This window comes from Shewanella frigidimarina (genome assembly GCF_003797125.1).
Classification (GTDB): domain Bacteria; phylum Pseudomonadota; class Gammaproteobacteria; order Enterobacterales; family Shewanellaceae; genus Shewanella; species Shewanella frigidimarina.
In genome coordinates this window covers 902052-927978 of sequence record NZ_RKKE01000002.1, presented here as the reverse complement: position 1 = coordinate 927978, position 25927 = coordinate 902052, and the positions used below count along the sequence as shown (strand labels likewise).

19 protein-coding genes are annotated in these 25927 nt (G+C 42.5%); 10 read left to right on the top strand and 9 right to left on the bottom strand.

Going from position 1 to position 25927, the window contains the following annotated elements; all coding sequences use genetic code 11:
* Window positions 1–146 precede the first annotated feature (146 nt).
* Together EGC86_RS08970 and EGC86_RS08965 are read left to right on the top strand one after the other, a co-directional pair.
* Window positions 147–1637, top strand: coding sequence for a SulP family inorganic anion transporter (locus tag EGC86_RS08970; RefSeq protein ID WP_011636268.1), 1491 nt, complete (start codon window positions 147–149; stop codon window positions 1635–1637).
* Window positions 1638–1666: 29 nt separating this feature from the next.
* Complete coding sequence (locus EGC86_RS08965; RefSeq protein ID WP_245423121.1) at window positions 1667–2524, top strand: universal stress protein; 858 nt, start codon at window positions 1667–1669, stop codon at window positions 2522–2524.
* Window positions 2525–2997: 473 nt separating this feature from the next.
* On the opposite strand, the gene fdhF is transcribed toward EGC86_RS08965, so the two are convergent.
* The 3 genes from fdhF to EGC86_RS08950 all read right to left on the bottom strand — a co-directional run bounded on the left by fdhF (window position 2998) and on the right by EGC86_RS08950 (window position 9436).
* Window positions 2998–7200 carry a formate dehydrogenase subunit alpha gene (gene fdhF, locus EGC86_RS08960; RefSeq protein ID WP_123777288.1) on the bottom strand — a complete coding sequence of 1401 codons (4203 nt, stop codon included), beginning with the start codon at window positions 7198–7200 and terminating at the stop codon, window positions 2998–3000.
* A gap of 456 nt (window positions 7201–7656) precedes the next feature.
* Complete coding sequence (locus EGC86_RS08955) at window positions 7657–8373, bottom strand: oxidative stress defense protein (protein WP_123777287.1); 717 nt, start codon at window positions 8371–8373, stop codon at window positions 7657–7659.
* A 157-nt stretch (window positions 8374–8530) separates the two neighbouring features.
* Window positions 8531–9436 (bottom strand): LysR family transcriptional regulator, encoded by a 906-nt coding sequence (locus EGC86_RS08950; protein ID WP_123777286.1) that lies wholly within the window; start codon window positions 9434–9436, stop codon window positions 8531–8533.
* Window positions 9437–9536: 100 nt separating this feature from the next.
* Here EGC86_RS08950 and EGC86_RS08945 point away from each other — a divergent pair, with 100 nt between their 5' ends.
* Together EGC86_RS08945 and EGC86_RS08940 are read left to right on the top strand one after the other, a co-directional pair.
* The gene (locus EGC86_RS08945) at window positions 9537–10343 is read left to right on the top strand and encodes a class II aldolase/adducin family protein (RefSeq protein WP_425376026.1); all 807 of its coding nucleotides are present in this window, start codon (window positions 9537–9539) and stop codon (window positions 10341–10343) included.
* Between the two features lie 136 nt (window positions 10344–10479).
* A complete protein-coding gene (locus EGC86_RS08940) occupies window positions 10480–11373 on the top strand; it encodes a bile acid:sodium symporter family protein (RefSeq protein ID WP_123777284.1) in 894 nt (297 codons plus the stop codon).
* Between the two features lie 205 nt (window positions 11374–11578).
* Here the strand turns inward: EGC86_RS08940 and EGC86_RS08935 are convergent, their stop codons facing one another.
* From EGC86_RS08935 to EGC86_RS08920, 4 genes are all read right to left on the bottom strand, one after another.
* Entirely contained in the window at window positions 11579–12700 is a 1122-nt protein-coding gene (locus EGC86_RS08935; protein WP_180957078.1) for a sensor domain-containing diguanylate cyclase, read from the bottom strand.
* Window positions 12701–13233: 533 nt separating this feature from the next.
* Window positions 13234–13605: a DP-EP family protein gene (locus EGC86_RS08930; protein ID WP_041412792.1), complete on the bottom strand. Its 372-nt coding sequence runs from the start codon at window positions 13603–13605 to the stop codon at window positions 13234–13236.
* Between the two features lie 21 nt (window positions 13606–13626).
* Entirely contained in the window at window positions 13627–16935 is a 3309-nt protein-coding gene (locus EGC86_RS08925) for an nSTAND1 domain-containing NTPase (RefSeq protein WP_123777283.1), read from the bottom strand.
* Between the two features lie 205 nt (window positions 16936–17140).
* A complete protein-coding gene (locus EGC86_RS08920; RefSeq protein ID WP_123777282.1) occupies window positions 17141–18106 on the bottom strand; it encodes a 2-dehydropantoate 2-reductase in 966 nt (321 codons plus the stop codon).
* A gap of 139 nt (window positions 18107–18245) precedes the next feature.
* Between EGC86_RS08920 and EGC86_RS08915 the strand changes: the two genes are divergently transcribed.
* Window positions 18246–19559, top strand: coding sequence for a metal-dependent hydrolase family protein (locus EGC86_RS08915; protein ID WP_123777281.1), 1314 nt, complete (start codon window positions 18246–18248; stop codon window positions 19557–19559).
* A 375-nt stretch (window positions 19560–19934) separates the two neighbouring features.
* On the top strand, window positions 19935–20900 hold the full coding sequence (locus tag EGC86_RS08910) for a sensor domain-containing diguanylate cyclase (protein WP_165872367.1): 966 nt from the start codon (window positions 19935–19937) through the stop codon (window positions 20898–20900).
* Between the two features lie 203 nt (window positions 20901–21103).
* Here the strand turns inward: EGC86_RS08910 and EGC86_RS08905 are convergent, their stop codons facing one another.
* Entirely contained in the window at window positions 21104–21550 is a 447-nt protein-coding gene (locus EGC86_RS08905) for a MarR family winged helix-turn-helix transcriptional regulator (RefSeq protein ID WP_011636281.1), read from the bottom strand.
* A 205-nt stretch (window positions 21551–21755) separates the two neighbouring features.
* Between EGC86_RS08905 and EGC86_RS08900 the strand changes: the two genes are divergently transcribed.
* The 4 genes from EGC86_RS08900 to EGC86_RS08885 all read left to right on the top strand — a co-directional run bounded on the left by EGC86_RS08900 (window position 21756) and on the right by EGC86_RS08885 (window position 25081).
* The gene (locus EGC86_RS08900) at window positions 21756–22784 is read left to right on the top strand and encodes an NADP-dependent oxidoreductase (protein ID WP_123777279.1); all 1029 of its coding nucleotides are present in this window, start codon (window positions 21756–21758) and stop codon (window positions 22782–22784) included.
* A 43-nt stretch (window positions 22785–22827) separates the two neighbouring features.
* Window positions 22828–23505: a type 1 glutamine amidotransferase domain-containing protein gene (locus tag EGC86_RS08895; protein WP_123777278.1), complete on the top strand. Its 678-nt coding sequence runs from the start codon at window positions 22828–22830 to the stop codon at window positions 23503–23505.
* Window positions 23506–23637: 132 nt separating this feature from the next.
* Window positions 23638–24258 (top strand): glutathione S-transferase family protein, encoded by a 621-nt coding sequence (locus tag EGC86_RS08890; protein WP_011636284.1) that lies wholly within the window; start codon window positions 23638–23640, stop codon window positions 24256–24258.
* 223 nt (window positions 24259–24481) lie between these two features.
* A complete protein-coding gene (locus EGC86_RS08885) occupies window positions 24482–25081 on the top strand; it encodes a hypothetical protein (RefSeq protein ID WP_011636285.1) in 600 nt (199 codons plus the stop codon).
* On the opposite strand, the gene EGC86_RS08880 is transcribed toward EGC86_RS08885, so the two are convergent.
* Window positions 25071–25904 (bottom strand): TIGR03899 family protein, encoded by an 834-nt coding sequence (locus EGC86_RS08880; protein WP_123777277.1) that lies wholly within the window; start codon window positions 25902–25904, stop codon window positions 25071–25073. The two genes, EGC86_RS08885 and EGC86_RS08880, sit on opposite strands and share 11 nt — an antisense overlap.
* Window positions 25905–25927 lie beyond the last annotated feature (23 nt).

Genomic DNA, 25927 nt, shown 5'->3' with positions numbered 1-25927 from the left:
CCATGTTGGTAGTTTTTGTTGTATATCACTATCCAATATCATTTTGTCGCATTAATGAGTTAATTTCACCGCTGACGCACGCTGATATATCAGGCGTTAACATATGTTATTGGCATATTGGCTAACATTAAAACAGAGTAAAATACATGATACAAAACATGAAAAAAGAATGGTTTTCCAACATCCGTGGAGATCTGTTAGCAGGTATAGTCGTCGCGCTAGCGTTAATTCCTGAGGCTATTGCCTTTTCTATTATTGCTGGGGTTGATCCAAAAGTGGGTTTGTACGCTTCATTCTGTATCGCTGTGGTCATCGCGTTTACGGGTGGACGTCCTGGAATGATCTCTGCGGCCACTGGTGCTATGGCGCTATTGATGGTGACCTTAGTTAAAGAGCATGGTCTTGAGTATTTATTAGCAGCAACGTTATTGACCGGCATATTTCAAATTGCAGCAGGTTACTTAAAGCTTGGCAGTTTGATGCGTTTTGTCTCGCGTTCAGTGGTGACTGGCTTTGTGAACGCACTCGCCATTTTAATTTTTATGGCACAGTTGCCAGAGCTTACTAATGTGACATGGCATGTATATGCCATGACCGCAGCAGGACTGGGTATTATTTATTTATTCCCATTAATCCCTGTTATTGGTAAATCGTTGCCGTCACCTTTAATTTGTATTGTCGGCTTAACCATTTTTGCGGTTTACATGGGATTAGACATCCGTACCGTAGGCGACATGGGACAACTTCCTGATACGTTACCAATCTTCCTTTGGCCAGAAGTGCCATTAACCCTTGAAACGTTAATGATCATCTTCCCTTATTCAGCGGGTCTTGCTGTTGTTGGTTTATTGGAATCAATGATGACAGCGACCATTGTTGATGATTTAACCGATACGCCAAGTGATAAAAACCGCGAATGTAAAGGCCAAGGTATTGCTAATATCGGTGCTGGTTTAATGGGCGGCATGGCAGGTTGTGCCATGATTGGTCAATCTATTATCAACGTTAAATCAGGCGGGCGTGGGCGTTTGTCGACCTTCTCTGCCGGTTTGTTTTTGCTTATCTTGATCGTGTTTTTAGGTGATTGGTTAAAAATGATCCCTATGGCTGCACTTGTTGCCGTGATGATCATGGTGTCTATTGGAACCTTCTCTTGGGATTCTATTCGTAATCTTAAACATCATCCTTTATCGACCAATCTTGTGATGGTCGCCACAGTTGTTGTGGTTGTTGCTACCCATAATTTAGCGATTGGGGTATTTGTAGGTGTGTTACTTGCCTCGTTATTCTTTGCTAATAAAGTGGGTCGTTTTATGGTGGTTAAAAGCACCGACACCACCGCAGAAGCCGGCCGTCATTATCAAATTGTTGGCCAAGTCTTTTTTGCCTCAGCAGATAAGTTCAGCAACTCATTTGATTTCAGAGAAGTGGTTGAAAAAGTCACTATTGATTTATCTTTGGCGCATTTTTGGGATATTACTGCGGTATCGGCGCTCGATAAAGTGGTGATTAAATTCCGCCGCGAGGGTACTGAAGTTGAGTTAATTGGTCTTAACGAAGCCAGCGCTACCATTGTGGATAAATTTGGTGTGCATGATAAACCCGAAGACGTTGAAAAAATGATGTCAGGTCACTAAGCCCTTAGTAACACCATAAAAGGATAATAATGATGACAAATGTGATTGCCTGTATCGACGGTTCAAAAGCAACACGCGCGGTATCTGATGCTAGTGGGTGGGCGGCTATGCAGTTGAACGCCCCTGTGACGTTATTACATGTATTGGATAAGTCTGCCTATCCTACAGAGTTAAATCTGTCGGGAAATATTGGCCTTGGTAGCCGAGAGCATTTACTTGCTGAGATGGTTGAACTTGAAGGGCGCATGAGTAAACTCGCGCTCGAACAAGGTAAATATATGCTACAAGATGCTCAAACGAGCATTGTAGCGGCGCAACCTTCTGTGACGGTGCAAACACTGCAGCGCCATGGGGATTTAGTGGAAACGCTGCTTGAGCAAGAAGCCGATGCCAGACTGGTGGTTATTGGTCGTCAAGGTGAGCAGCATCAAGATCAAGCGCAAGCGATTGGCAGTCATTTAGAAAGTGTTATTCGCACGCTTAAGCAGCCGATTTTAGTGGTGATGCCTGAGTTTGCAATGCCAAGCCGTTTTATGATCGCTTATGATGGCAGCGCCACCTCGAAAACAGTGCTTGAACGAGTGATTAGCAGCCCACTACTTAAAGGGCTCGGATGTCATTTAGTGATGGTGTCTGACAATCAGTCTCAAGCGCTAACCGAATTGACCTCGGTTGCAGACTCTCTTACTGAAGCTGGTTTTGAGGTAACAACTGCGGTTTGTCAGGGCGAAGTGCAAACTGCTCTAGAGGCTTACCAGCTAGCACACCAAATTGATTTAATGGTAATGGGTGCTTATGGTCATTCACGTATTCGTGAGTTTTTTGTTGGTAGTAACACGACACGGATGATCAGTAAAAGCCACATCCCATTGTTATTGTTGCGCTAAACCTACTAGGGATAGCTTAAAAAATGATAACAAGCGGTGACAAGCGAACGCTGCGCTTACGGATAGAAGGATCTAGCACCTAGGCGCTTGGCTTGTTATCGCTTGATACCGCTCATTATCTCTGGGATAGGGATAGCTTAAAAAATGATAACAAGCGGTGACAAGCGAACGCTGCGCTTACGGATAGAAGGATCTAGCACCTAGGCGATTGGCTTGTTATCGCTTGATACCGCTCATTATCTCTGGGATAGGGATAGTTTAAGAAATGATAACAAGCGATAACAAGCGAACGCTGCGCTTACGGATAGAAGGATCTAGCACCTAGGCGCTTGGCTTGATACCGCTCATTATCTCTGGGACAGGGATAGTTTAAGAAATGATAACAAGCGATAACACGCGAACGCTGCGCTCACGGATAGAAGGATCTAGCACCTAGACGTTTGTCATCGCTTGATATCGCTCGTTACCGCTTGTCATCCAACACTTGGCAGCAGTGACTTTTCTGCTTTAACAGCACACACCTTATATTCTGGAATTTTTGCAATGGGATCCAATGCATTAATGGTCAGCTTATTGGCTGCGGCTTCGGCAAAGTGGAATGGTAAAAATAATACTCCTACCTGAGCCCGCTTAGTCACAAAGGCGGCTATATCTATTTCTCCGCGGCGAGTACTCAGTTTCAACATATCACCGTTATTGACTCCCAATTGCTCGGCATCAAAAATCGAAATCATTACTCTGGGCGAGCCTTTAATATCCAGTTCCGGGGTTTTGCGCGTCATAGTGCCAGTATGGAATTGTTCCAGTAAACGGCCTGTTGAAAGGGTTAATGGATATTCGCTATCGGGCATTTCGGCAGGTAGTCGATAACTCACTGGCATCATTCTGCCTTTACCGCGTAAAAATGTTTCGGTATGCAAAATCGGTGTGCCAGGATGGTTTTCATCAAAGCATGGCCACTGTATACCATCTACCTTGTGTTCAAGTCGTTGCCAGGTAAGGCCTTGATATTGCGGGGTGACGTGGTTAATTTCTTGCCAAATATCTTTGGTGCTGTGGTAATGCCAATTAGCATCAAGGCTGTTGGCAATCATTTGGATAATTTTCCAGTCTACAATCGCATCCCCCGGAGGGGTTAACGCGACACGTAATTGTTGTACCCGACGTTCTGTATTGGTGAAATGGCCATCTTTTTCGGCAAAGGCGGTTGCGGGTAATACCACATGAGCCATCTGCGCGGTTTCGGTTAAAAAGATATCTTGCACCAGCATAAATTTAATTTTGGATAGTGCAGCGATTACGTGAGCTTGGTCCGGATCGCTTAGCACTGGGTTTTCTCCCAAAACATACAGAGCATCGAGTTTACCTTTCACAATCGCCTGCATGATTTCAGTTGCTGCTAATCCTATCTCTGAATTTAGCGATGTGTTGCCCCAAGCTTTGGCAAATTTAGCGTTATTAGTCGGATTGATTTTTTGGTAACCGGGATAATAATTGGGTAACGCGCCCATATCACAAGCGCCTTGAACATTACTTTGGCCGCGCAGTGGGTTTAGTCCGGCGCCCGTTACGCCAATGTTGCCACACAGTAACTGTAAGTTGGAGGTGGACACCACATTGTCATAACCCGAAGTATGTTGAGTAATCCCCATGGCGTAATACAATGCGGTTTTATTCGCCGTACCAATCATTTTTGCCATAGTGGCAATATCTTCGGCACTCACGCCAGTTATTAGGGCTGCATTGGCTAAGCTGTAATCGGGTTTCATCACTTCTTGCTTGAGCAATTCATAGTCTTCAATACGGCTATTGATGTAGTGCATGTCTTGCCAGTTATTGATGATAATTTGCTGCATGATGGCATTCAGTAGCATCACATCTGTGCCCGGCTTATGTGATACATATAAATGGGCACTGTCTGCAATAGCCGTTCTCTTTGGGTCCGCGACAATTAAGCGCGCGCCGTGTTGGCTAACGGCTCGTTTAATATGCGAGGCAATAATAGGATGGGCGCTGGTGGTATCGGAGCCGATGATAAAAATCACATCTGAGTCTTTAATGCTGGGAATATCATTGGTCATGGCCCCGCCGCCAATGGTATCGGATAGCCCTGCGACAGACGATGAATGACATAATCGTGCGCAGTGATCAATGCTGTTGGTGCCCATAATGCTACGGGTGAACTTTTGCATTAAATAGTTTTCTTCATTGGTGCATTTAGCTGAAGACAATGCAGCAAACTTGCTTGGCCCAGCGGCATATTTAATCGGTTGAAGTTGCTGTGCTATATAACTAATGGCTTCAGACCAAGTGGCGGGTTGCAGCTGACCATTTTTGCGAATTAATGGCGTTGTAAGGCGTTTAGGACTGTTTAAAAAATCAAAACCAGAGCGCCCTTTAACACATAACATGCCTTCATTGACCACTGATTGAGTATCGCCAGATACTCGCATTACATGATTTTTGTCCTGGTCGACATGCAGTTCAACCCGGCAACCAACGCCACAATATGTGCACACGGTTGAGGTTTTGGTTAACGCTCTGTCGCTACCTTGGGTTTTATCGCGGGCATCAACCAAAGCGCCAGTAGGGCAAACTTGAACACAGTTACCGCATTGCACACAATCGCTGTCATTCATCGACGCAGTAAAGCCAACACGAGGGGCGTTGCGGCTAATGCCTGTTGTTGCAGCATCGGGTAGTGCTTGATAACTATTGGCTTCAAAGCTGATAACGTTATGACCACTTTGTTGATGGCAAGCATCAATACAAGCGGCGCAACTGATACAGCGATTAGCATCGAAAGTAATAAAAGGCGCACTGTTATCGACTTTAAATTTACGCGCCTGAGTTTGATCCAGTGTTTTGCCGTCGACTTTATATTCGGTGGCATAATCGCGTAATTTACAATCGGTATTGGCTTGGCAAGCGCACTCCAAACAGCGCATCGCTTCTTTCATTGCCTCATCGGGAATGAATCCTAGTTCTACCTCGGCAAAGTTAAGCGCTCGATTGAGCTGGTTTAGCTCTGGCATTTTTAAGCGGCGACGCTTGGCTGTCTCTGGGTATATCTCAGCAGATAACGAGGCTGTTTTGTTGGCCTTTCGTGAGTTAAATAGTCCAGGTTCTAAATGACAAGTTAAGCCTTCAGTTAACAATCCTTCAATGGCTTCAGCGGCTTTGCGGCCATCTGCCACCGCACCAACAGCAGTACCAGGGCCAGTGCGGGAATCACCGATAACAAATAGTTTTTCTACCCCTGCAGACATGGTTTGCTCGCAGCCAAGGAAGGTATGCCAGCGGGTGAGGGCAATATGACCAGTGTCTATTTGATTTTCTGGCTGGTCTAAAAAGGCTAAATCCACTTGTTGAGATACCGCAGGTATTACGGTGTCGAATGCTTCTTCAAAGGTTTCTCCAGTCGCTTTGGGAGAGCGGCGACCAGATTCATCGGGTTCGCCGAGCGCCATTTTAGCAAAGGTGACGGATTTAACCCGGCCTTGGTCATCACTGTGGTTTTCCAGAGGATTAGTGAGAAAATGAAACTTAACCCCTTCGACTTCTGCTTCATGTATTTCATAGGGTTCAGCTGGCATTTCATCACGGCTACGGCGATAGATTAAGGTCACATCAGCGCCATCGCGCACAGCGGTACGGGCGCAATCAATCGCAGTGTTACCGCCACCAATGACGGCCACTTTTTTGCCTGTAATGAATTTTTTTTCCGTGCAATAATCGCGTAAATAGTCCACACCTAAATAACAGCCGATTAAATCACTGCCAGGGTAATTCATTGGCACGGCTTTTTGCGCCCCAATCGCGAGGCAAACCGCATCATAATTGGCCACTAATTCGGTTAAGTTGGTATCACGACCCAGTTCAACTCCCGTTTCAATCTTAAGTCCATTACGGGTGAGCAGTTCAATCTCTTTATCCAGTATATCTTTAGGTAAGCGGTACTCTGGGATGCCGTAACGTAACCAGCCTCCTGCTTTAGGAGCCGACTCCATAATCGTCACATCGTGGCCATTATTAGACAAATAATAGCCCGCGGTGAGTCCTGCAGGGCCACTGCCGATAATGGCAATGCGCTTGTTGGTAGCGGGTGCTTTTGGAGGAACATAAGACTCTGCATCTTGTAAATCTAAGTCTGCTGCATGACGTTTTAATTGACGAATCGCCACAGGTTCATCAACGAGCCCGCGGCGACACTGGGCTTCACAAAAAGCGGGGCAAACACGGCCAATAGACAAGGGTAAAGGTAAGGTTTGCTTGATGACTTTGACGGCTTCTTTATGATCGCCTCTGCCGATATGATACAGATACGATTGCACGTCAACGCCGGCAGGACAGGCAGTTTGGCAAGGTGCTTCACAATCCGCAAAGTGATCACTCAGAATATCTTTGAGTGCTTGTTGACGAAGATGGCTTAAGTGGCTCGACTGAGTAATGACCTCTAAACCAGTTTCTAGCGGTGTTTCACAGGCGCGAACACATCGTAAACTACCATCATGGTTTTTGATTTGTACTTGGCACAAATTGCAGTGTTGTCTCTCTTGGCGATGAGAATAATCACATAAGCTAGGGATGTTAATACCGGCGTTTTTTGCTGCCTGTAACAAGCTGTCAGCTTTAGGAAGCGAAAGTGTTGTTCCGTCGATAGTGATATCAATCATTGCAAAGCCTTTTCATTTTTTGAGTTACGGGCAAAGTCTAATGCCTTTGAGGATGGGACGAGTAGGGCGTCAATAGGGATAAACAACTAAACCTAAAATGGGGTTAATGTAAGCAATGGCAGATTAAGCTGATAACCTTGCTCTGGCATCCACAGTCTATGTATCAAGTTTAATTTGAGGAGTGATTTTCAGATGTGACTTAGATCATTTTTATTGCGATTAAATGTGTATTTTATATTAATGTTATAATAAACAATTAACTACTTGTGGTTTTATCTCGTAATTATTGCTAGGAGAGTGATGATTTGTTGTCATTGTTCACGATTGCGGACAGTTGGTTGTGGTGAGAGGATTCATTACTGTTGCAACCATTGCTGTTACAACCATTGCTGTTACAACCATTGCTGTTACAAAAAAGCAGGCTGAATAAATGATATTCAACCCGCTTGTTTATTGTTACTTCAATCTAAAAACCACTTCAACTCTGTCGCTAATCGCGACTTGGCCTTGTTGATAGGTTTGCGCTACATCGGCATTCATTTTCATGCTGGCGCGGTACATTTCTGGCTGATTGGCTTGTTGCGGAAAGTATCTTACTTGCCAAACCCCTGCAATTTGTTCACCAAAGCCTTTTGCTAAAGATTGAGCTTTTTGCTTGGCATCATCAATCGCGGCTTGGCGAGCTTGAGCAATGATTTTGGTTTCTTGGCTCGACTTTAGTTCGATATTATTAACGTTATTAATCCCTTCAACCAAAGCGCTGTCGAGTAATTCATTTAAGCTGTTAAGGTCAATTACGGTAATGGTCATTTGACGACTAGCGTTATAACCCGTGAGTTTACGCGGTTCATTTTGCACATACATATATTGCGGATTAAGTTGTAAGTTAGCACTTTGAATGTGTTTTTTGTCGACTCCAGCCTTGAGTAATCGTTGCATAAATTGGCTGATGGCTTCGTCGGCTTTGTCTTTAGCTGCTTTAGCGCTATCGGCTTCTATAGATACTTGAACATTGATAATAGCCATGTCTGCTGCAGCTTCAATGGTGCTTGTTCCCACTGTTTCAATATGAGCAAAACTGAGCTCGGCCGCTTGCACTGTCGATAAACTGCTGGTGGCGGTTAAGGTAAATAATGAAGCAGAAATGATGCTTGTGAGTAATATTTTGTTCATTGATAACTCCGCTAATGGTTAGCTAAATACTGTTTTCACACAGGTAAAGTGGGTCTGTTATGAGTGTAAACGGTGCAAATATAAAAAAGGGTTTTTATTTTTGCTTATGTTTACGGTTTATTTATTTCTCGTTGTTTATTACCTATTTTCAATAGTGCTAAAACAACTGTGCTGAGATATTAAGCAGTTTGTTTCTGAACCATTGATTTACCGGATCGTCTTGGGCTTGTTGATGCCAATACATGTGTACCGCCAGTTCTGGCACATCAAAGGGTAATGGTGATACTACAATTGGCATGGTTTGTTGTAACAACATGGCGTAGGTGTTTGGCATGGTCATGATCAAATCTGATTTGCAGATCACGCTGATGGCGGCAAAGTAATGCTCGCAACGTAATGCAATATTGCGGCTAACGCCTTGATGGGCAAGCGCCATGTCGACGGTGTCGATGCTGAAGTCTTTTAAGCTCACTAATGCATGAGATGCGGCGGCATAATTAGCGAGGGTGAGCTGCTGTAAAATCGGATGGTTTTGGCGACACACTAATGAAAATCGTTCGCTGCATATTAGAGTATTGCAAATATCTTTATGGGTTGGCATCAGTACATCGATAACAATATCTAAACTTTGCTGCGCCAGTGACGGCTCAAGTTCAGTGCGTTTAATTTGACGACTGTTTAAGGTGATGTTGGGAGTGTTATTGAGTAAATCAGGCATAAGAATAGGAAAGAACATTGACTCTAATATGTCTCTTAAGCCCAGTTTTATCTCGCGTTTGTGCTGTTGTATGTCAAATGTAGCGGGCTGGCTTACAGTATTATTGAGTAACAGCAGCGCTTGTTGCACGTCGGGAATCATTTTTTGGCACAGTGCTGTCGGTACCATTTTACGACCATGACGGACAAATAACGGATCGTTAAATTTGTCGCGCAACCGAGCAATAGCATGGCTCACAGCCGGTTGTGTAAGGTGTAGCTTACTGGCCGCAGCAGTAATGCTGCCGTGCTGATATACCGTGCTCATAATGAGGAATAAGTTTAAATCAATCTTACTATGCAGCATATTAATAGTTATCTATGATTTAGTATCATTTGAATTTATTTTAGGCTTGGTTAAATTAAAGTCAAACTAAACCAATAAAAGCAGACTCAACATGACCGCTATAAATGACACTCAAGCACAGCAAATTCAAAAGATGACCATTGGCACAGATAAATATCCAATGCCGTTACCGCCAAAATTTGATAATAAACAGCAGCAACAACAATATGAAAAACAGCGTCTAGCGGCGGCATTTAGAGTATTTGCCCATTACCGATTCGACGAAGGATTAGCAGGGCATATCACCTTGCGTGATTGTATTGATCCTGAGTCGTTTTGGGTTAATCCATTAGCGGTGCATTTTTCTAAAATTAGGGCTTCTGATTTAGTGCGAGTTGACCATAAAGGCAATATTTTGGAGGGTAAGCACCCAATCAATAATGCCGCATTTGCGATTCATTCGCGTATTCACCATGCGCGCCCCGATGTCAACGCAGTGGCTCACGCCCATACTACTTATGGGCGTGCATTTTCATCACTAGGTGAGTTACTTAAACCTATTTCTCAAGACGCATGCATGTTTTATGAAAACCACAGTGTGTTTGACACTTTTACCGGCGTGGTCGCCGATTTATCTGAAGGCGACATGATCGCAGTGGCGCTACAAGGTCATGCTGCGGTGATATTGCAAAATCATGGTTTGCTTACCGTAGGCAAGTCTGTTGATGCGGCAACGGCTAATTTTGTCATGTTAGACAGTTGCTGCCATAGCCAGTTATTGGCACAGGCGGCGGGTGAACTTAAATTGATTGGCCATGAAATTGCGACTAAAACTCGCCAAATTAATGGCTCAGATTTAGTGACATGGGGTAATTTTCAACCTTTGTATCAGGTCATGTTGGCGCAAGATAACAGCTTTTTAGATTAAGCCTGTTAACGACGCCAAAGGGCGGTTTGATTTTGATAAAACCGTATTCATGCAGCTATATTTCGCAAGAACGTATTCTGTACTGATGCTTATGATACTCGCTAAGTCTGCTTAGCGAGCAAGGATGCAATTCCCTATGACAGGTTCGATTATTACCGAAATACTGCTGCCATTGTCGCTCGCCTTCATTATGTTTGGCATGGGCTTAAGTTTAACTCAATTTGAATTTTTACGTTTATGGCAAACTCCAATGCCGATTATTGGCGGCTTTATTGGCCAAATTATCGTGTTGCCCTTGTTGGCTTTTACGCTTTGTTTGTTGATGGACTTATCGCCAGCGATGTCGATAGGGTTAATGATTTTGGCTGCCTGCCCCGGTGGCACAACCTCAAATGTTGTAAGTCATCTTGCTAAGGCTAATTTGGCTTTGTCGGTGAGTTTGACTGCACTGAGTAGTATTGTATGTGTTTTTACCGCACCGTTTATCATCCAATTTGCGGTTAGCTATTTTAGTGATAGCCATGATATTGAAGTGTCATTAAGCAGTATTTCATTAGGTTTATTGGTGATTACCTTGCTACCGATTATGTTTGGCATGATTGTGCGGCGTTATTATCGCGATTGGGCTGTTAAGGTGGAGGTGTATTTTAGGCGCTTTGCATTAGTGTTTTTATTGTTGATGATTACAGGGGGGGTGATTCAAGAACGTGACATTATCAGCGACGCTTTTAACGAGGTGTTTATTGCGTGCATGTTGTTAAATTTGCTTGCCATGATGGTGGGCGTAATTACTGCCAAACTATTCAAATTAAGCCATAAAGATAGTCTAACGTTGGCCATTGAAATAGGTTTACAAAACTCCACTATGGCAATGCTTATTTGCATCAGTTTACTGCATATGCCCAGTTATGCTGTGGTAGCTGGAGTGTATAGTTTAACGATGTATTTAGGGGCTGGGTTATTGGTCCTTTATGCCAGTTACAGCAATTCCAATCGTAATCCTGTCATTCAACCTACTGACTCACATTAGCCTCGTGCTAGTACTAACTTAACACTAACATCTACATTAACGATTATTGCTGCTGGTCTTCACTTCGGTGTTGGCCTTGCCAGTACCTAAATACTCAGTGAACTTTAACACTGTAACCGAGTATCACTTTATTTAACTTACCAATCTAAACCGCGTTATAGCCACTCATTAAACCTGTTATTAAGCGGTTTTCTCACATTCGTTATTAGCTACTCATATTGATGCGGTTACGGCCAGTTGATTTGGCACGGTAAAGTGCTGTGTCTGCTGCGCAAACCAGTGCGGTTGGCGTGCGGTATTGGCCACTGCGTTCACAGGCAATGCCCTGGCTGACACTGATTTTGGTTTGTGCAGGTAACCCTATATCGGTAAAGCTTAACTGGTTAATACGACGTTGAATATTTTTAGCAATGTATTCTGCTGTTAACGGATTACTGTTGGGCAAAATGACCACAAACTCTTCACCACCATAACGGGCAGCCATCGCATTGTTAGACGGGAGCACCTCTGCCAGTACTTGAGCAATTTTTTGCAAACATTTATCACCGTTAACATGACCATACTGGTCATTAAACATTTTAAAATAATCGACATCGATAATGATTAAACACAGCGGTTGGTCGTGGTTAATACTGTCGTTCCAGTTGGTTTGCAGGGCATCATCAAAAGCGTGACGGTTGGCAAGGCCGGTTAATTTGTCTGTATGGGCTAAGTGGCGCAGTTTGTTGTACTCGGCTTTATGCGTAGTGAGATTATGCATGATGCCTATAAATAACGGCTCAGATCCTATCTGCATCGACGGTAAACATGACAATGATAAGTCTGCTTCGAGTAACGTGCTGTCGGCGCGATTAATAATAATTTCTTTAGGACCATGATTAAACTGAGTCACTTTATTGGCTTCATCGCTGGCGCTATTCCACAAGGAAAATAAAGATTGATACTCATCTTTAAAAGGGCTTTGTAGATAATCGGTCCAAGTTTGACCTATTAACATTTCGGCTGGGGCACCGAATAATTTAGCGCCTAACGGATTGATCATCTCAATCACACCGGCAGAGTTAATCACAAAAATCGCTTCTGAAATCGCCGTGATCACATTGAGCAAGGTGCTAATTTGTAGGTTATCTGCTACTGCCATTTTGCCATTATGACTTGCTGAAGTGGCATCAAAAGCGACATCCGTAAATGATGAGTCGGATAGGATTTCATCATCAAGACGCAATGGTATTTTTATTGAACGGGGAAATTTAGCAAATGAGTCTGTTAATTTAGTCACACGAGAAATCGTGGCATTGAGTTCTGTTAATTTATCATTGGTAAACATGGTGCATTCCCTTAAGCGTTTGGTATTGGTAACCCCTTGTTGATGTCAAACACTTTATTAGGAATAAGGCTTATTTACCTTTCGGTAACCTTCTGCTTTTAAATTGTTGATTTTAAACTGTTTAAAGTTGCTATTTATTGTGTGAATTTGTTGTGATTGAGTTGACTCTATTGCATGTACCTTGGATACAAGCTGATTTTGTTGCTGGTTTTTAGGATTTGTCTCACTAAAATCGATAGTGTTCTTAGCTTAAATAGCTTTTTGTGCAGCTGTATTTGGTTGCATCGTTGACAGATGTTGAGCCGTTATTAGGAGGTAGCGAGACCGTTATTTTACAGGCGTTTGCTCATCGGTCTGTTGAGAAATGATTGGTTTTTGAGTTCGGTTAACGGGTAAAAGGTAAGTCCAACCTCGGGTTATGTTAATAGATAACACCAGCAGTTTTATCAAGGTTTAATTATTGGTTGTTTTAATTATGCTGAACAAGATAAAAGCTCAGGGCAAGTCTGAGCTTTTATCATTTTTCTACTTATTTAATTATGTTCGCGGTTGATCACTTCAGGGTCTGGGCTGAGTACCAATAAGGTATTGCTGGTGTTCGACAACACAAATTGAAATTGGGTGTTGCCCGATACTTCATCTAAGTCGGTTAAGTGTATTAAGCTGCCATCAGTACTGACTGCATCAATAATGCCGTCAAATGGGGTCATAAACGCCGCGCCGACAAATTTAAGGCCTTTGCCCGTTTGATCAATAAGTTGGTACGTGATAGTACAGTTTTTGGTAATGATAACATCACCGCTTTTAGGGGTGCCATCGTGATTGGTATAACTGAAAAACGGCTCGCCGTTTTCTAAGGTAACGGTGAGGTTAAAAAATGTTGTTGTGTTTTGGGTATTTGACATTATATTTTCCATTTTGTTGGGTTAGAGGTTAGGTTTTTTAGTTTTAGGATTAAACCTAAAATCGGTTATGGCTGAGCTTTCTAGCAGTTGAACTAAATTGGGGTGTTGTGTTAGCTCACCGAGGCAATCGAGGGCCTTAGCGAAGGGCACGGTAAATTTGGGCTCATTATTTTTGTCGGCAATCAGTGCCAATTGTTTTTTAGTTTGCAGACACAGAGAGTTGGCTTGTTGTGGCTGGCCTAATTGAGTCAGCAATGTTGCTGTTAACATATTGCTTTGGGCTAAACGAGCCAAGTAATAAGAATTTTGTTTAAACTCATTGATTAATTGATTAAAAGAGGTTGTTGCCTGTTGGGCATAGTTTAGGCTATCTGACAATAATCCTTGTGATGCTAAATAATTTGCTGTAGCCAGTTGATAGGTTGCCCACACATCCATTTTTTTAGCAGATGTTTTTAAGGTGATGTCTTCATCAAGCATGGTAGCTAATGAGTCAATACTGTGACCCATGGTGTGTTCAATGGGTTTAGTACTGAATGCCAGCATATTCAAGTAGGCGTAATATTGTTGGATCTTCCAAATATCATTATCAGGATCTTGTTTTAGGGCATCGGTAATTGCGACTAAACTAAGCTGTGCTTTTTCAAAAGCCTGTTGTTGGTGGCCTTGGTAATTTAATAAATTAGCCAGTATTTGATAGCTGCTCGATAACCTGTCAAGTAAATAAGGTTGTTTTTCTAATGCTTGATTGGACAGCTGCTGTTGAATTTGTTGGTGTATTTGTATCGCCGCGGTAATGTCGCCTTGGGCGGTGGCTGCACTGGCAATCCATGATTGTGCATTGGCCACATCAGCAATCATTTTGCTATTACTTGGGTCTTGAACTAGTGCTTTTTGTTTTAACTGTAATGATTGCTCAAATGCCTCTCGTGCAGCAGCAAAGTTTTGCTGCTTCATATGTATCGAGCCAAGAGAGTTTTGCGCGTACGACAACTCCATTAACGCATCGTCATCGTCTGGCGCGTATTGATACATGGCTTGGCTGTATGTTAAATATTGTTCAAACCAAGGTTGAGTGGCAAGCCAATCACTTTTATCGTACTCAAGCAGACCGATCCAATAGGCATTAGCGCCTAAGGTTTTAAGTAAACTAAGGTTTTGAGGTTGTATTTCGAGTAACGGCTGCATGCGCTCACGGGCGGCGATTAAGGCGCTGCGGGCTTCGTCGGTATTGCCGCGAGAATAGGCCACTTCGCCCATGGCCTCTAAGGTTTGGCTGTGTTGAAACTGGGCTTCAAAGCTTAAATAGCTGGCATCGTCGGCAGAAAAATCGCTGAAATATTCCAATGCTTTATTGCTGATACCATCGAGCAAGTCCATGCGGCCAATACCGCGCATTTTGTCGGCGAATTCACCCACCATAAAACCGAGTAAGTTTTCTGCCGCTAGGCGTTTTTGTTGTGCCTGGGTTTCGGCCTCAATGCTGCGAACACTCATGGCGACAGAAATCAATGTCAGTGCCACAAGGGCTAGCATGACTGCACGGCGGCGCCAGCGTCCGATGTTGGCTTGTTTGCTAGACGCTTGGATGAGGGCGAGTTCTTGAGGCTCCAGGTTAAACAATTGGTTATTGAGCAATGTGCTTGCTTCTGCCAATGGTTTACCTTCTGCCAGTAAATAAGCATTACTTTTTGACTCCGCCAGCCAGCGGTTGGATTGATGCTGTAAACGGCTTTTAATCGCTAAACTGTCCTTGTGCTCGGTTATCCATTGGGTAGCGCGGGGCCAGCGCCTTAATAGTGCTTCGTGGGCAATACTAAAGCAGGGTTGATCTTGTTGCAGATGGGAAACAAATAAACGGTTATCAACCATAGCTTTGACGAGGTTTATTTCGGCATCACTACTGAGATCGCTCCAGCGGGCGGTGCTGCTGGTGATTGATTTTTCATCTTCGGTTAGGGTGACTAACATCGACAGTATTTTAGGCAGTGCGGCGCGTTCGCTGTTGTTTAATTGGTTGAGCACTTCTTCGGCATTTTTACCGATGGCGCCTTCAATCCCCCCAAGCGAATGGTATACCGACACCAATAATTGATTGTTGTCATCTTTGTTTAAATACAGTGATTGCAAGGTGTATTGCAACATGGGCAGAGCATCGGGGTTTGAGGCGGCTTCACTGCAAAGTATTTCGTCCAACGGCATTGCCGTATCGGGATCGAGTGTCCATGTGAGGTTAGCTGCATTGGCCGGCAAGCGGATCATTTGCATCAGCTCTGATCGGGTTGGGGCCGATAAATCGAAATGTGAGCCATTAGCTTTGCCTGCCATTAGGCTTGGGTGGCTAACGACTTGGGGGTAAAAGTCATTGCGGCAAGCACTAATCATTAATACTACCCCTGAAACCGCAAGCGTTTCGAGGATATCTAATACATTGTTACGTTCGGATTCGGTAAATAATGGCGACGCTAATAAGATTTCTAAACGGTCGATAAACAATGAAAAATGGGGGCGACTGTATTTGGGGGCATGGTCATCATTGATTGATGAGTATTTGGCTAAAGCTAGCTGACAATATTCAATAACGGCGTTGATGTCGTTTTGCAGTTTGTTTGCCAGCATATCGGCACTACAGTCGGTAAACACCGCTTGGTCATTGATTTCCCAGTCGAGCATCGCACTGGCGATATCGATAATTAACCTGCCTTTAGTGACATCGGCTAAATCTAGGTTGGCATTATCAATTACGCCAACACCGTTAAAGCCATTTTTGGACATCAAATTAGGCATGATGCCGGCGTTAATGAGCGATGATTTACCTGTACCGCTGGGGCCGAGGATTAAACAGAAGGCTCGGCCAAATTCAACTTGTTTAGTGATACGATTTAATAAGGTGTCAACTTGCTCGCTTCGGCCAAAAAATACGTTGGAGTCGTTGGTGTCAAATGCGCGTAAACCCGGAAAAGGCGAGGCGCCTTGCCACTGCTGGGTTACGGCTTTGGCATGGTGACCTACAGGGAATTCAATACTGGCAATGGTGCGATAACCGCGTTTGCGAATGGTTTCTATGTACTGCGGATTAGATGCTTGATCGCCTAATGCTTTACGCAGCTGGGTAATGACTTTATGCAGCGGATTATCACCAATGGCGATGCTGTTCCAGCAGTGGTTAATAATATCGTCTGCTGCTAGCACTTCCCCTTGGTGTTGGCACAGTAAACGCAACACATCCATGGCTTTGGGTTCAAGACTGCGAATAACATCGCCAGACTGAACGCTATTACTTTGTGGATTAATTTGCCAATCGCCAAAAAAGAAAGTGCTGTCATTCATCTGTAATTAATTTCCGATTGGTTAATCGCGTTAAGTTATAAGCAATAAAGATTACGTCACGATGACTTTTATTGAGAGCCATCTTTGGGCGTACTACTTCTGCATGTTTTATTGTATCGTGCGATTACGTCAATTATATTGTTGTTGTAAAATCTTACAATAAATTTACATTTTTCTCGACAACGATATCGCGTACGGCATTTGGTTAATGTCGTTGTTCTAGCAGTTTTATTTGTTCTACTATCGCTTGATTGACTGGTGTTTTTATACCGTATTTTTTGCCCATACTGACCACCGCGCCATTGATGTAATCAACTTCCGTTTTTCGTTTTGCTTGAATGTCTTCCCACATTGATGAGCGTGCTTTGGGATCGATGTCGAGCATCTGTTTAGCTAAAACAGTAAAGAGTACATTTGGCAACGATAAAATGGTGGGTAACCAGGAGGGTTTAACCTTGGTGTATTGATGTAATTGGATATCTGCCGCCTCGCACACCGCTAACCACTCTTTCATTGCTTTAGCCAATATTCGGCGATTTTTGTAATGACTTAATTGCTGTTTAATTGGCAAGTCGGTGACCGCATTTAACGCATTATTGAGATTTAACAGTAATTTTCCGTAAATCATCGGGGTAAAGTCTGCTTCAATGTCGCAACCAAATTCGTGGTTAACCAGTGCGGATTGAATTGCTATGGTATGAGGGTTTGCTTGCAAGGTAAACACACCCTCTGTGCCTTTGTGAAACACAGCATTGGGCAGTTGCAGCACATTAAATGGCGTGATCCCTTGGAGTAAGCTGTAATGATCGAGCGAGTCTTTAATGCTGTCAAAACTGCCTAAGCCATTTTGCATAAATATAATGCTGCTGTTGTCGTGAGTAATCGCCATTAATTGATTGGCAATACTGCTAACTTGATGACATTTTAAGGTGACGAATACTACATCAAATTTGCCATTGATTGACGATTCTTGGTTGATATCGGTGATCAACGCTTGCGGCATAATAGTTTGTTTAAAGCCGTTATAATCGGTCAAGGTAATGCCGTTATTGGCGATGATTTTTTGCTTAATTGCTTGGCGACAAATTAAGCTGACTTGTAACTCTGATATACATAACTGACCCGCTAAATAACAGCCTGTTGAACCCGCGCCAAAAATTGCAATATTCATTCTATATTCATTCACTGTTTGTTAATGACGAAACGATTTTTTAATCGTTATGTAACACGATATTTTACTCTCTTGTAACATAACAGCATTTTTGGCAGTGTAGAAAACTTAACCAATTAAAATTAAAAAAAGAGTTTCCATGAATAATAATACTATTACCACTATCGCCTTAGCGGTATTCGGATTAACGATGGCATCTACGGCGGTAGAGGCTGCCGATATTAACGTTATTTATGCTGGTACATTATTAACTACGCCAGGTGAGTCTCCTTTAACTCAGCAAACTGTAGTGATAAAAGATGGGGTTATCACTTCTATCACTTCAGGCTATCAGTCTGCACCGGTGGTGGACGAGAATGACAATATTGAGATTATTGATTTAAAAAACAGCTTTGTTATGCCAGGGCTGATGGATATGCATGTTCATTTACAGGGTGAGTTAGGGCCAAATAATGATAGCGAGGTTTTGCGAATGTCGGATGCTGACGTGGCGATGCACAGTGCTTATTTTGCCAAGAAAACCTTGTTAGCAGGTTTCACAACGGTACGAGACTTAGGCGCGAAACCGGAACAGATTTATGCATTACGCGACGGCATTAATAAAGGCTGGGTTGATGGCCCGAGAATTATTGCATCTGGTGGCGTGTCGGTAACGGGAGGTCATGGTGATGTGGATGGCATGAGCCCTGATTTACTTGATAAATTTACCTCTAAGACTATTTGTGACGGACCTTATGATTGCCGCCGCGCGACTCGTCGGGCGATTAAGTTTGGCGCTGATGTGATTAAAATCACCTCTACCGGAGGAGTGTTATCTGACACCAATACGGGTACTGGTCAGCAAATGGACGATGACGAACTTAAGGAAGTTATTGATACTGCGCATGCTTTAGGCCGTAAAGTGGCCAGCCATGCCCATGCTGCCCAAGGCATTAATGCAGCGTTGCGCGCCGGCGTCGACAGTATTGAACATGGCAGTTACGCCGATAAAGAAAGTATTAAATTAATGAAGAAAAGTGGCGCGTTTTTAGTGCCAACATTGTTGGCGGGCGACACGGTAGTGAAAATGGCTAATACCGCAGGGGCTGACTTTATGTCTCCAGCCATTAAAGCTAAAGCAATACGTGTTGGTGGTGACATGATGAACAACTTCAGTGCGGCTTATAAAGCTGGGGTTAACATTGCTTATGGCACCGACAGTGGAGTGTCACATCATGGTGACAATGCTAAAGAAGCAGTATTGATGAGCGAAGCCGGTATGAGCAATGAGGATATTTTAATCAGTGCAACGATTAATTCGGCAAAACTGATTGATATGACAGATAAGATTGGCACGCTGCAGGTTGGAAAATATGCCGACATTATTGCGATGCAGAAAAGTCCTCTTGAGCAAATTAAAGCGCTGTTAGATGTGTCATTTGTGATGAAGAACGGAGTTATTTATAAGCGTTAATGTTATTTATTACTTTAAGTCAGTGGTATCGACAATATCTAACCTTAACGCTTGTTTTGAGTTGAGGTTAGTTAGCAAAATGGATGGCCGTTTGATGGCTGTTTATTATCCGGAACTAAGGTTAAATGGACTTGAGCTCCTATATTGTCGATTTCAGCCCGATAATTAGAATCTATATTGTGATATTTCAATAATATACAGCGTACTTCAAAATTGAATCTTGCATTCATTATTTGATTGTCACAATAGATCTTTTTATACTTGCCCATATTCGCATACGGTATGGTTAACTGTATGTAATAAGAGTATATTGTTCGGTCGGCGTCATCAACATCAATGGCGTATATGGATATAGATGGTAGCTAAGGAATGCTCATGTCGCTTGAAATCGTTGGATTATTAATTTTCATTTTATTGTTAGCCATCGTTTTGTTGCTGTTTGTGAACTTAAACCGATACCGTCAGCAGCAAACTAAAAAGATGATGTTAGATACCTATGAGCTTATCCTTGATCAAGTTGATGCTTATATTTATTTAAAAGACACTCAATGCAAATATGTTTATGCGAATCAACTGACGCTAGATTACTTTGGCGTGACGCTTGAAAAGCTAAAGGGCACTTCAGATAGCGATTACTTTCCCGCGAATGTTGTAGATATATTGCACGTGAATGACACTAAAGTGCTTAATTCTCAAAGCAAACTATCTGACGATATTATTGTTGATACCCCTGCCTCGCTAATTGTATATCACGAAGTTAAACAACCCTTATATAACCACAAAGGCACATTAATTGGCCTTATTGGTATTTCTACCGATATTACTGCTGCTTATCATTTACGTTCAAAATTAGAGCGGCTTGCTAATACCGATCCGTTAACGGGTTTGTTTAATCGTCGTTCATTTACGTCTTTTTGCGAACATGAGTTTTTTCGTGCTACTCGCTATTTTCAACCATTCTCATTAATGATTATTGATATTGATTTATTCAAAAAAGTGAATGATACCTATGGCCATTTAGTGGGGGATGAGGTGATTAAGCGCGTTGCCAATATATGCAATGAACATGTTAGGGAGGCAGATGTATTGGCTCGAATTGGTGGTGAAGAGTTTGCTATTTTATTACCCGATACTGATATTGACTCTGCTTATGTCCTGGCTGAACGGTTAAGAGAGGCTCAGCAACAGTACGAAGAACAAAAAACTCCTTCGATAACCATTAGTATTGGCGTTGCAACCTTACGTTCTCAGGATAAAGCATTCTTAGAGATATTTAAGCGGGCAGATAAAGCGTTGTATTCATCAAAAAATGTCGGTCGCAATAGTGTCAATGTCGCGTAATGGCAAGTTCTTGATGACCATTTCAGTCAGCTGGCAAAGCGGGATTTAATAGCGTTTTATTTTTTTCAAACAATGCGGCGGCATCACGTAATCGGTTATTGACCTTAAAAATTGTTAATTTAAGTTGCGCGCAATTAGTTATCGTGATTATCATGTGGTTAAGCAAAACAAATTGAATCTAAATTTTTGCAACATTTTGTGCGTTAGAACTCAATATGGTTAGGCAGTTTTCGCCTAAATTGATCCAGTTGTTGTTTTAGATCGTCGAGTTCAGACATTTCAATACCGCATTGTTCAAGAATACATAGATGGATTTTTTCTGCCTGGGGCTGAAGTTGATGACCTTTTTCGGTTAATTGCATGGACAAGGTCCGTTCATCTAAGGGCTCGCGAATGCGCTTTAGCAGGCCATCGGTTTCGAGCCGTTTTATGACCGGTGTTAATGCACCAGATTGCTGCCCAAGCTTGCTGGCTAAGGTTTTTAAACTTAACCCATCTTGCTCCCAGAGGACTAACATCACCAAATACTGGGTGTAAGTTAGCCCGATAGAGTCGAGTAATGGTTTGTACAGTTGGGTAATCGCCAATGACGTTGAATAAACAGCAAAACAGAACTGATTTTCGAGTAATAGATGTTTGTTTTTATTCATATCAGTCGCTTAGCTCGCAAAGTTGTTGATCATATTTGAATTGATCAACTTAAGTAAAAAGAACGTATTATTTGGCCTTGGTTGGTTATGGTAACAGTGTTTGGCTCATATCAGTATTACAGCTATCAATAGCTTTTAACAACCGAGGTCATATTGTCTTCTCCAGCACCATTGTATGGTGCCTATGTTATTTAAAGGACACAAGATGAACACTCAAAACCGTCGTATAGTACTCGCTAGCCGCCCTCAAGGTGAGCCAGTTGCTAATAATTTTCGCTTAGAAACCGTCAACAAACCTGTACCAGCTGAAGGTGAGGTGTTATTGCGCGCAGTGTATTTATCACTTGATCCTTACATGCGTGGCCGTATGAATGACGCTAAATCATATGCTGATCCTGTTGCTATTGATGATGTGATGGTGGGCGCATCGGTATCTCAAGTGGAAGTGTCTAATCATCCTGACTACAAAGTGGGTGAGTGGGTATTATCATTTGGTGGCTGGCAAGATTACGTAGTATCCAATGGTGAAGGGCTGATGAAATTGGGCGATAACCCAAGCCATCCTTCTTATGCGTTGGGTATTATGGGCATGCCAGGTTTTACTGCCTATATGGGATTATTAGATATTGGCGTGCCTAAAGCGGGCGAAACCATTGTGGTTGCCGCGGCTACTGGGCCTGTTGGCGCAACGGTTGGCCAAATTGCTAAGTTGAAAGGTTGTCGAGTTGTTGGTATTGCTGGTGGTGAAGATAAATGTCGCTACGCAAAAGAAGTATTAGGCTTTGATGAATGTATTGACCATAAAGCGGCTGATTTTGCGCAGCAACTGACAGCCCATTGTGATAACGGCATTGATGTGTATTTTGAAAACGTTGGCGGCAAAGTGTTTGATGCGGTTTTACCGTTATTAAATACCGGTGCTCGAGTGCCAGTGTGTGGATTAATTTCGCAGTATAACGCGACTTCGTTACCTGATGGTCCTGATCGTTTGTCATTACTGATGGGCACTTTGCTGGTTAAGCGCATTAAGATGCAAGGCTTTATTATTTTTGACGATTATGGTGACCGCTATCCAGAGTTTGCCAAAGATATGGGCCAATGGCTTGGTGAAGGTAAGATTCAATATCGTGAACAAATTGTCGATGGTCTTGAAAATATGGCCGCAGCCTTTATTGGGCTACTAAAGGGCGAAAATTTCGGCAAGGTTGTGATTAAAGTAAACAATCCTCTGTAATCTAATTGATTACAGTTAAACAAACAGTATTTAAGGAATCATCATGAAAGTATTAATGGTATTAACGTCACACGATAAATTAGGCGACACAGGCGAGAAAACCGGTTTTTGGTTGGAAGAATTAGCGGCGCCATACTACACATTTACTGATAAAGGTGTTGAGGTTGTTTTGGCTTCACCGAAAGGTGGTTTACCACCATTAGATCCGAAAAGTGATGAAGCTGATTTTCAAACTGACTCAACACGCCGTTTTGCCACCGATGCTACAGCGCAGGCGTTACTAGCCAATACTCATACTTTGGCATCAGTTAATGTAGCAGATTATGATGCGGTATTTTATCCAGGCGGTCATGGTCCATTATGGGATTTAACTAATGATAAAGACTCTATTGCGTTAATTGAGCAGTGCTACAAAACAGATAAACTTTTAGGTTTAGTATGTCATGCACCAGCTGCACTTAAGTACCCTAAAAAGCCAGACGGAACCCCACTTGTTGCGGGTAAAAATGTCACTGGTTTTACTAATGGTGAAGAAGAAGCAGTACAGTTAACTAACGTTGTACCGTTTTTGGTTGAAGATATGCTACAGCAAAATGGTGCAACCTACTCTAAGGGTGACGACTGGCATCCGTATGCGGTAGTTGACGGTAAACTCGTTACCGGTCAAAACCCTGCATCGTCTGAGCTAGTGGCTGAGAAAATGTTAGCTTTATTAAGCTAATAAGCTGCTTGGTTAAGTGGTTGCACTTAACGTTAACTCGAAATAACAGAATAAGTTGATTGATAAAAGCAAACCCAGTGAGTTGTTGATTGGGTTTGTTTTTTTACTCACTAACAGTACCAGGATGGCTTAATGATTAAACTACATCATTTAAATAAATCACGTTCAAAACGCATAATTTGGTTATTAGAAGAATTGGGAGTGGACTATGAGCTGGTTGCGTATCAGCGTGATGCAACCACATTTTTAGCGCCAGAATCGTTAAAAGCGGTTCATCCATTAGGTAAATCACCAGTATTAGAAGCGAGCGGTTATACCATTGCTGAGTCGGGCGCGATTACCGAGTATTTAATTCAAACCTATGGCGCTGATAAACTGATGCCAGCAATAGGCACAGCAGATTATATCGATTACTTACAATGGATGCATTTTGCTGAAAGCTCGGCTGCTTTGCCATTATTACTGAAAATCTTTGTTAAAATGGATGGTGCAGAAACTCGCTTTATCGGTGGATATGCCGATGCAGAAACGGCAAAAGTCATCAGCTATGTTAATGACCGTTTAGACGGTAAGTCATATTTAGTCGGTAACCGTCTTAGCGGTGCAGATATTATGATGTCGTTTATTGCAGAGCTTGTTGGCCAAAATGGTGAGTTTGACAAGTATCCTAATATTGCGAAGTACTATCAACAGCTAATGAGCCATGCATCATTTAAAAAAGCCATGCAGATAGAAGCTGAACACGATCGATAATGATTAGATTGTATTAGCCTTAAAAAGACGAACTGAGTTCGTCTTTTTTCATTTAGGTGTGAGTATAGATAATCATCTCAAGCCTATTCTTTGTGATGTATTTTTTGTTAATTAATAAGACTTTTATATCATAATGAATGGCTGCATTTGGTTAAAGTTTGTTCGCCATCATACTAAGGTGTTAGTATGGAGATCGTGTTAGTGTGTAAAAAAAGGCTAGATTATGTCTACTTTATCTGATGAAGAGCTCGCTTATTTTAGCGGTGTATTCTCGCCGGAAGATGACAGTACCGATAATACTTTATCGAGACATTCATTAAGTGTTGCGACCGAAATACCCCAAGTGCTTGCTCATATTTTGGGGAATGCCAAATTAACCCTATTAGCTGAAATTAGTTATTACCGTTTATGGTTTCCATTAACCTTAAAGCAAGATGAGCTTGGGCAATTTTTGCCAGAGTTGGGCATTCCTGAAGTCATTGATATGCGCGGCGGTGAACGTAGCTGGCGGCTCAATAATGTCAAAAACATAAAAGTCATTGATAACGATACGGCTAAATTTGTTGAGGTACTCTCTTTATCGAGTTCAGGCATGACTATTAAAGTACCGCAAGAACTTAACGCCAAAGTGCCACGCTTAACACAGCTTATTTTACCTAATGGTGTGCATCTCGATATGGTGTTTGAACCGGTACGAACTGAAAACGGGGTCATGGCAGCAAAAATTAGTGCAGAAGGTGAGTCTCGTGAAATATTGCGTCAATTTTTGTTTAGCGAACACAAAGCAAAGTATGCACACCTTTACAAAAAGATTAACTGTTAACCATAAAGTCTTTGGCCAACATGGTTTTAACGGCATTGATAAATTCATCATCACTTTTTGCCTGTATTAGTTGGCACAACTCATCGCCTACAGTGGTAAATCGATAATAAGTAAATAATAAGTGCTGATGTTTAGGTTTTAGCAACAAAGTGGCATTACACATGGTTAACTGAATATGTTCATTACTGTTTAAGAGTCCGGTTTCAAACTCGCTTTTATGTAAAATCCCCGCATCAACTAAGGTTAAAATGCTCGAATAAGGTAAGCCGAATTGAGACAGGCCGAAGTTTGTTTGAGTATGCTTACGAAAATATTGTTTCATCCCGCCGTTAATACGATAACTACTGAGTAATTTAAATCTGGGCTCGGTATTGATTTTAACCGACATACCTAAGGCTTTTTCAAATATCAGTGCTTCTCGAAACGTCAGTTGCAGTAATACCGCTAAAGTCCGCAGGCTAAAGTTACCTGGATTGACAATTTCACTGGCTAAAATTCTGGCCCACAAATCTTGCATCTTACGGTTATGAATTTGCTCAGCCATTTGAAAAAATTGGTAACGCCAATCAGGGTCTAATTCGACACCTGTTACATCAGATGGCGTGTAATTAATGGCTAATGCAAAAATGCTTTCAAGGTTGGTCTGATACTGGCTGAGTTGCTTGCGTTGACGGTATTCTGCACGCTCTGCAACGGATGCTGTTGAAGGACGATAATCCTCTTCGCTGGCTAAACCGATAATGCGCCCAAGTAATAAGGTTTTTTTGCGCGCGGACACTTGAGTATTGTCATCTTGCGTTGTCGTCACATCAATATCAGTCATCAGTACCCCCTTTTTGCATTACA

What these genes read in the sequence shown, in the direction of transcription:
- EGC86_RS08970 (WP_011636268.1), top strand. Translation starts at nt 147, where the DNA reads ATGATACAAAACATGAAAAAAGAATGGTTTTCCAACATCCGTGGAGAT.
- EGC86_RS08965 (WP_245423121.1), top strand. Translation starts at nt 1,667, where the DNA reads ATGATGACAAATGTGATTGCCTGTATCGACGGTTCAAAAGCAACACGC.
- fdhF (WP_123777288.1), bottom strand. Translation starts at nt 7,200, where the DNA reads ATGATTGATATCACTATCGACGGAACAACACTTTCGCTTCCTAAAGCT.
- EGC86_RS08955 (WP_123777287.1), bottom strand. Translation starts at nt 8,373, where the DNA reads ATGAACAAAATATTACTCACAAGCATCATTTCTGCTTCATTATTTACC.
- EGC86_RS08950 (WP_123777286.1), bottom strand. Translation starts at nt 9,436, where the DNA reads ATGCTGCATAGTAAGATTGATTTAAACTTATTCCTCATTATGAGCACG.
- EGC86_RS08940 (WP_123777284.1), top strand. Translation starts at nt 10,480, where the DNA reads ATGACAGGTTCGATTATTACCGAAATACTGCTGCCATTGTCGCTCGCC.
- EGC86_RS08935 (WP_180957078.1), bottom strand. Translation starts at nt 12,700, where the DNA reads ATGTTTACCAATGATAAATTAACAGAACTCAATGCCACGATTTCTCGT.
- EGC86_RS08930 (WP_041412792.1), bottom strand. Translation starts at nt 13,605, where the DNA reads ATGTCAAATACCCAAAACACAACAACATTTTTTAACCTCACCGTTACC.
- EGC86_RS08925 (WP_123777283.1), bottom strand. Translation starts at nt 16,935, where the DNA reads ATGAATGACAGCACTTTCTTTTTTGGCGATTGGCAAATTAATCCACAA.
- EGC86_RS08920 (WP_123777282.1), bottom strand. Translation starts at nt 18,106, where the DNA reads ATGAATATTGCAATTTTTGGCGCGGGTTCAACAGGCTGTTATTTAGCG.
- EGC86_RS08915 (WP_123777281.1), top strand. Translation starts at nt 18,246, where the DNA reads ATGAATAATAATACTATTACCACTATCGCCTTAGCGGTATTCGGATTA.
- EGC86_RS08910 (WP_165872367.1), top strand. Translation starts at nt 19,935, where the DNA reads ATGTCGCTTGAAATCGTTGGATTATTAATTTTCATTTTATTGTTAGCC.
- EGC86_RS08905 (WP_011636281.1), bottom strand. Translation starts at nt 21,550, where the DNA reads ATGAATAAAAACAAACATCTATTACTCGAAAATCAGTTCTGTTTTGCT.
- EGC86_RS08900 (WP_123777279.1), top strand. Translation starts at nt 21,756, where the DNA reads ATGAACACTCAAAACCGTCGTATAGTACTCGCTAGCCGCCCTCAAGGT.
- EGC86_RS08895 (WP_123777278.1), top strand. Translation starts at nt 22,828, where the DNA reads ATGAAAGTATTAATGGTATTAACGTCACACGATAAATTAGGCGACACA.
- EGC86_RS08890 (WP_011636284.1), top strand. Translation starts at nt 23,638, where the DNA reads ATGATTAAACTACATCATTTAAATAAATCACGTTCAAAACGCATAATT.
- EGC86_RS08885 (WP_011636285.1), top strand. Translation starts at nt 24,482, where the DNA reads ATGTCTACTTTATCTGATGAAGAGCTCGCTTATTTTAGCGGTGTATTC.
- EGC86_RS08880 (WP_123777277.1), bottom strand. Translation starts at nt 25,904, where the DNA reads ATGACTGATATTGATGTGACGACAACGCAAGATGACAATACTCAAGTG.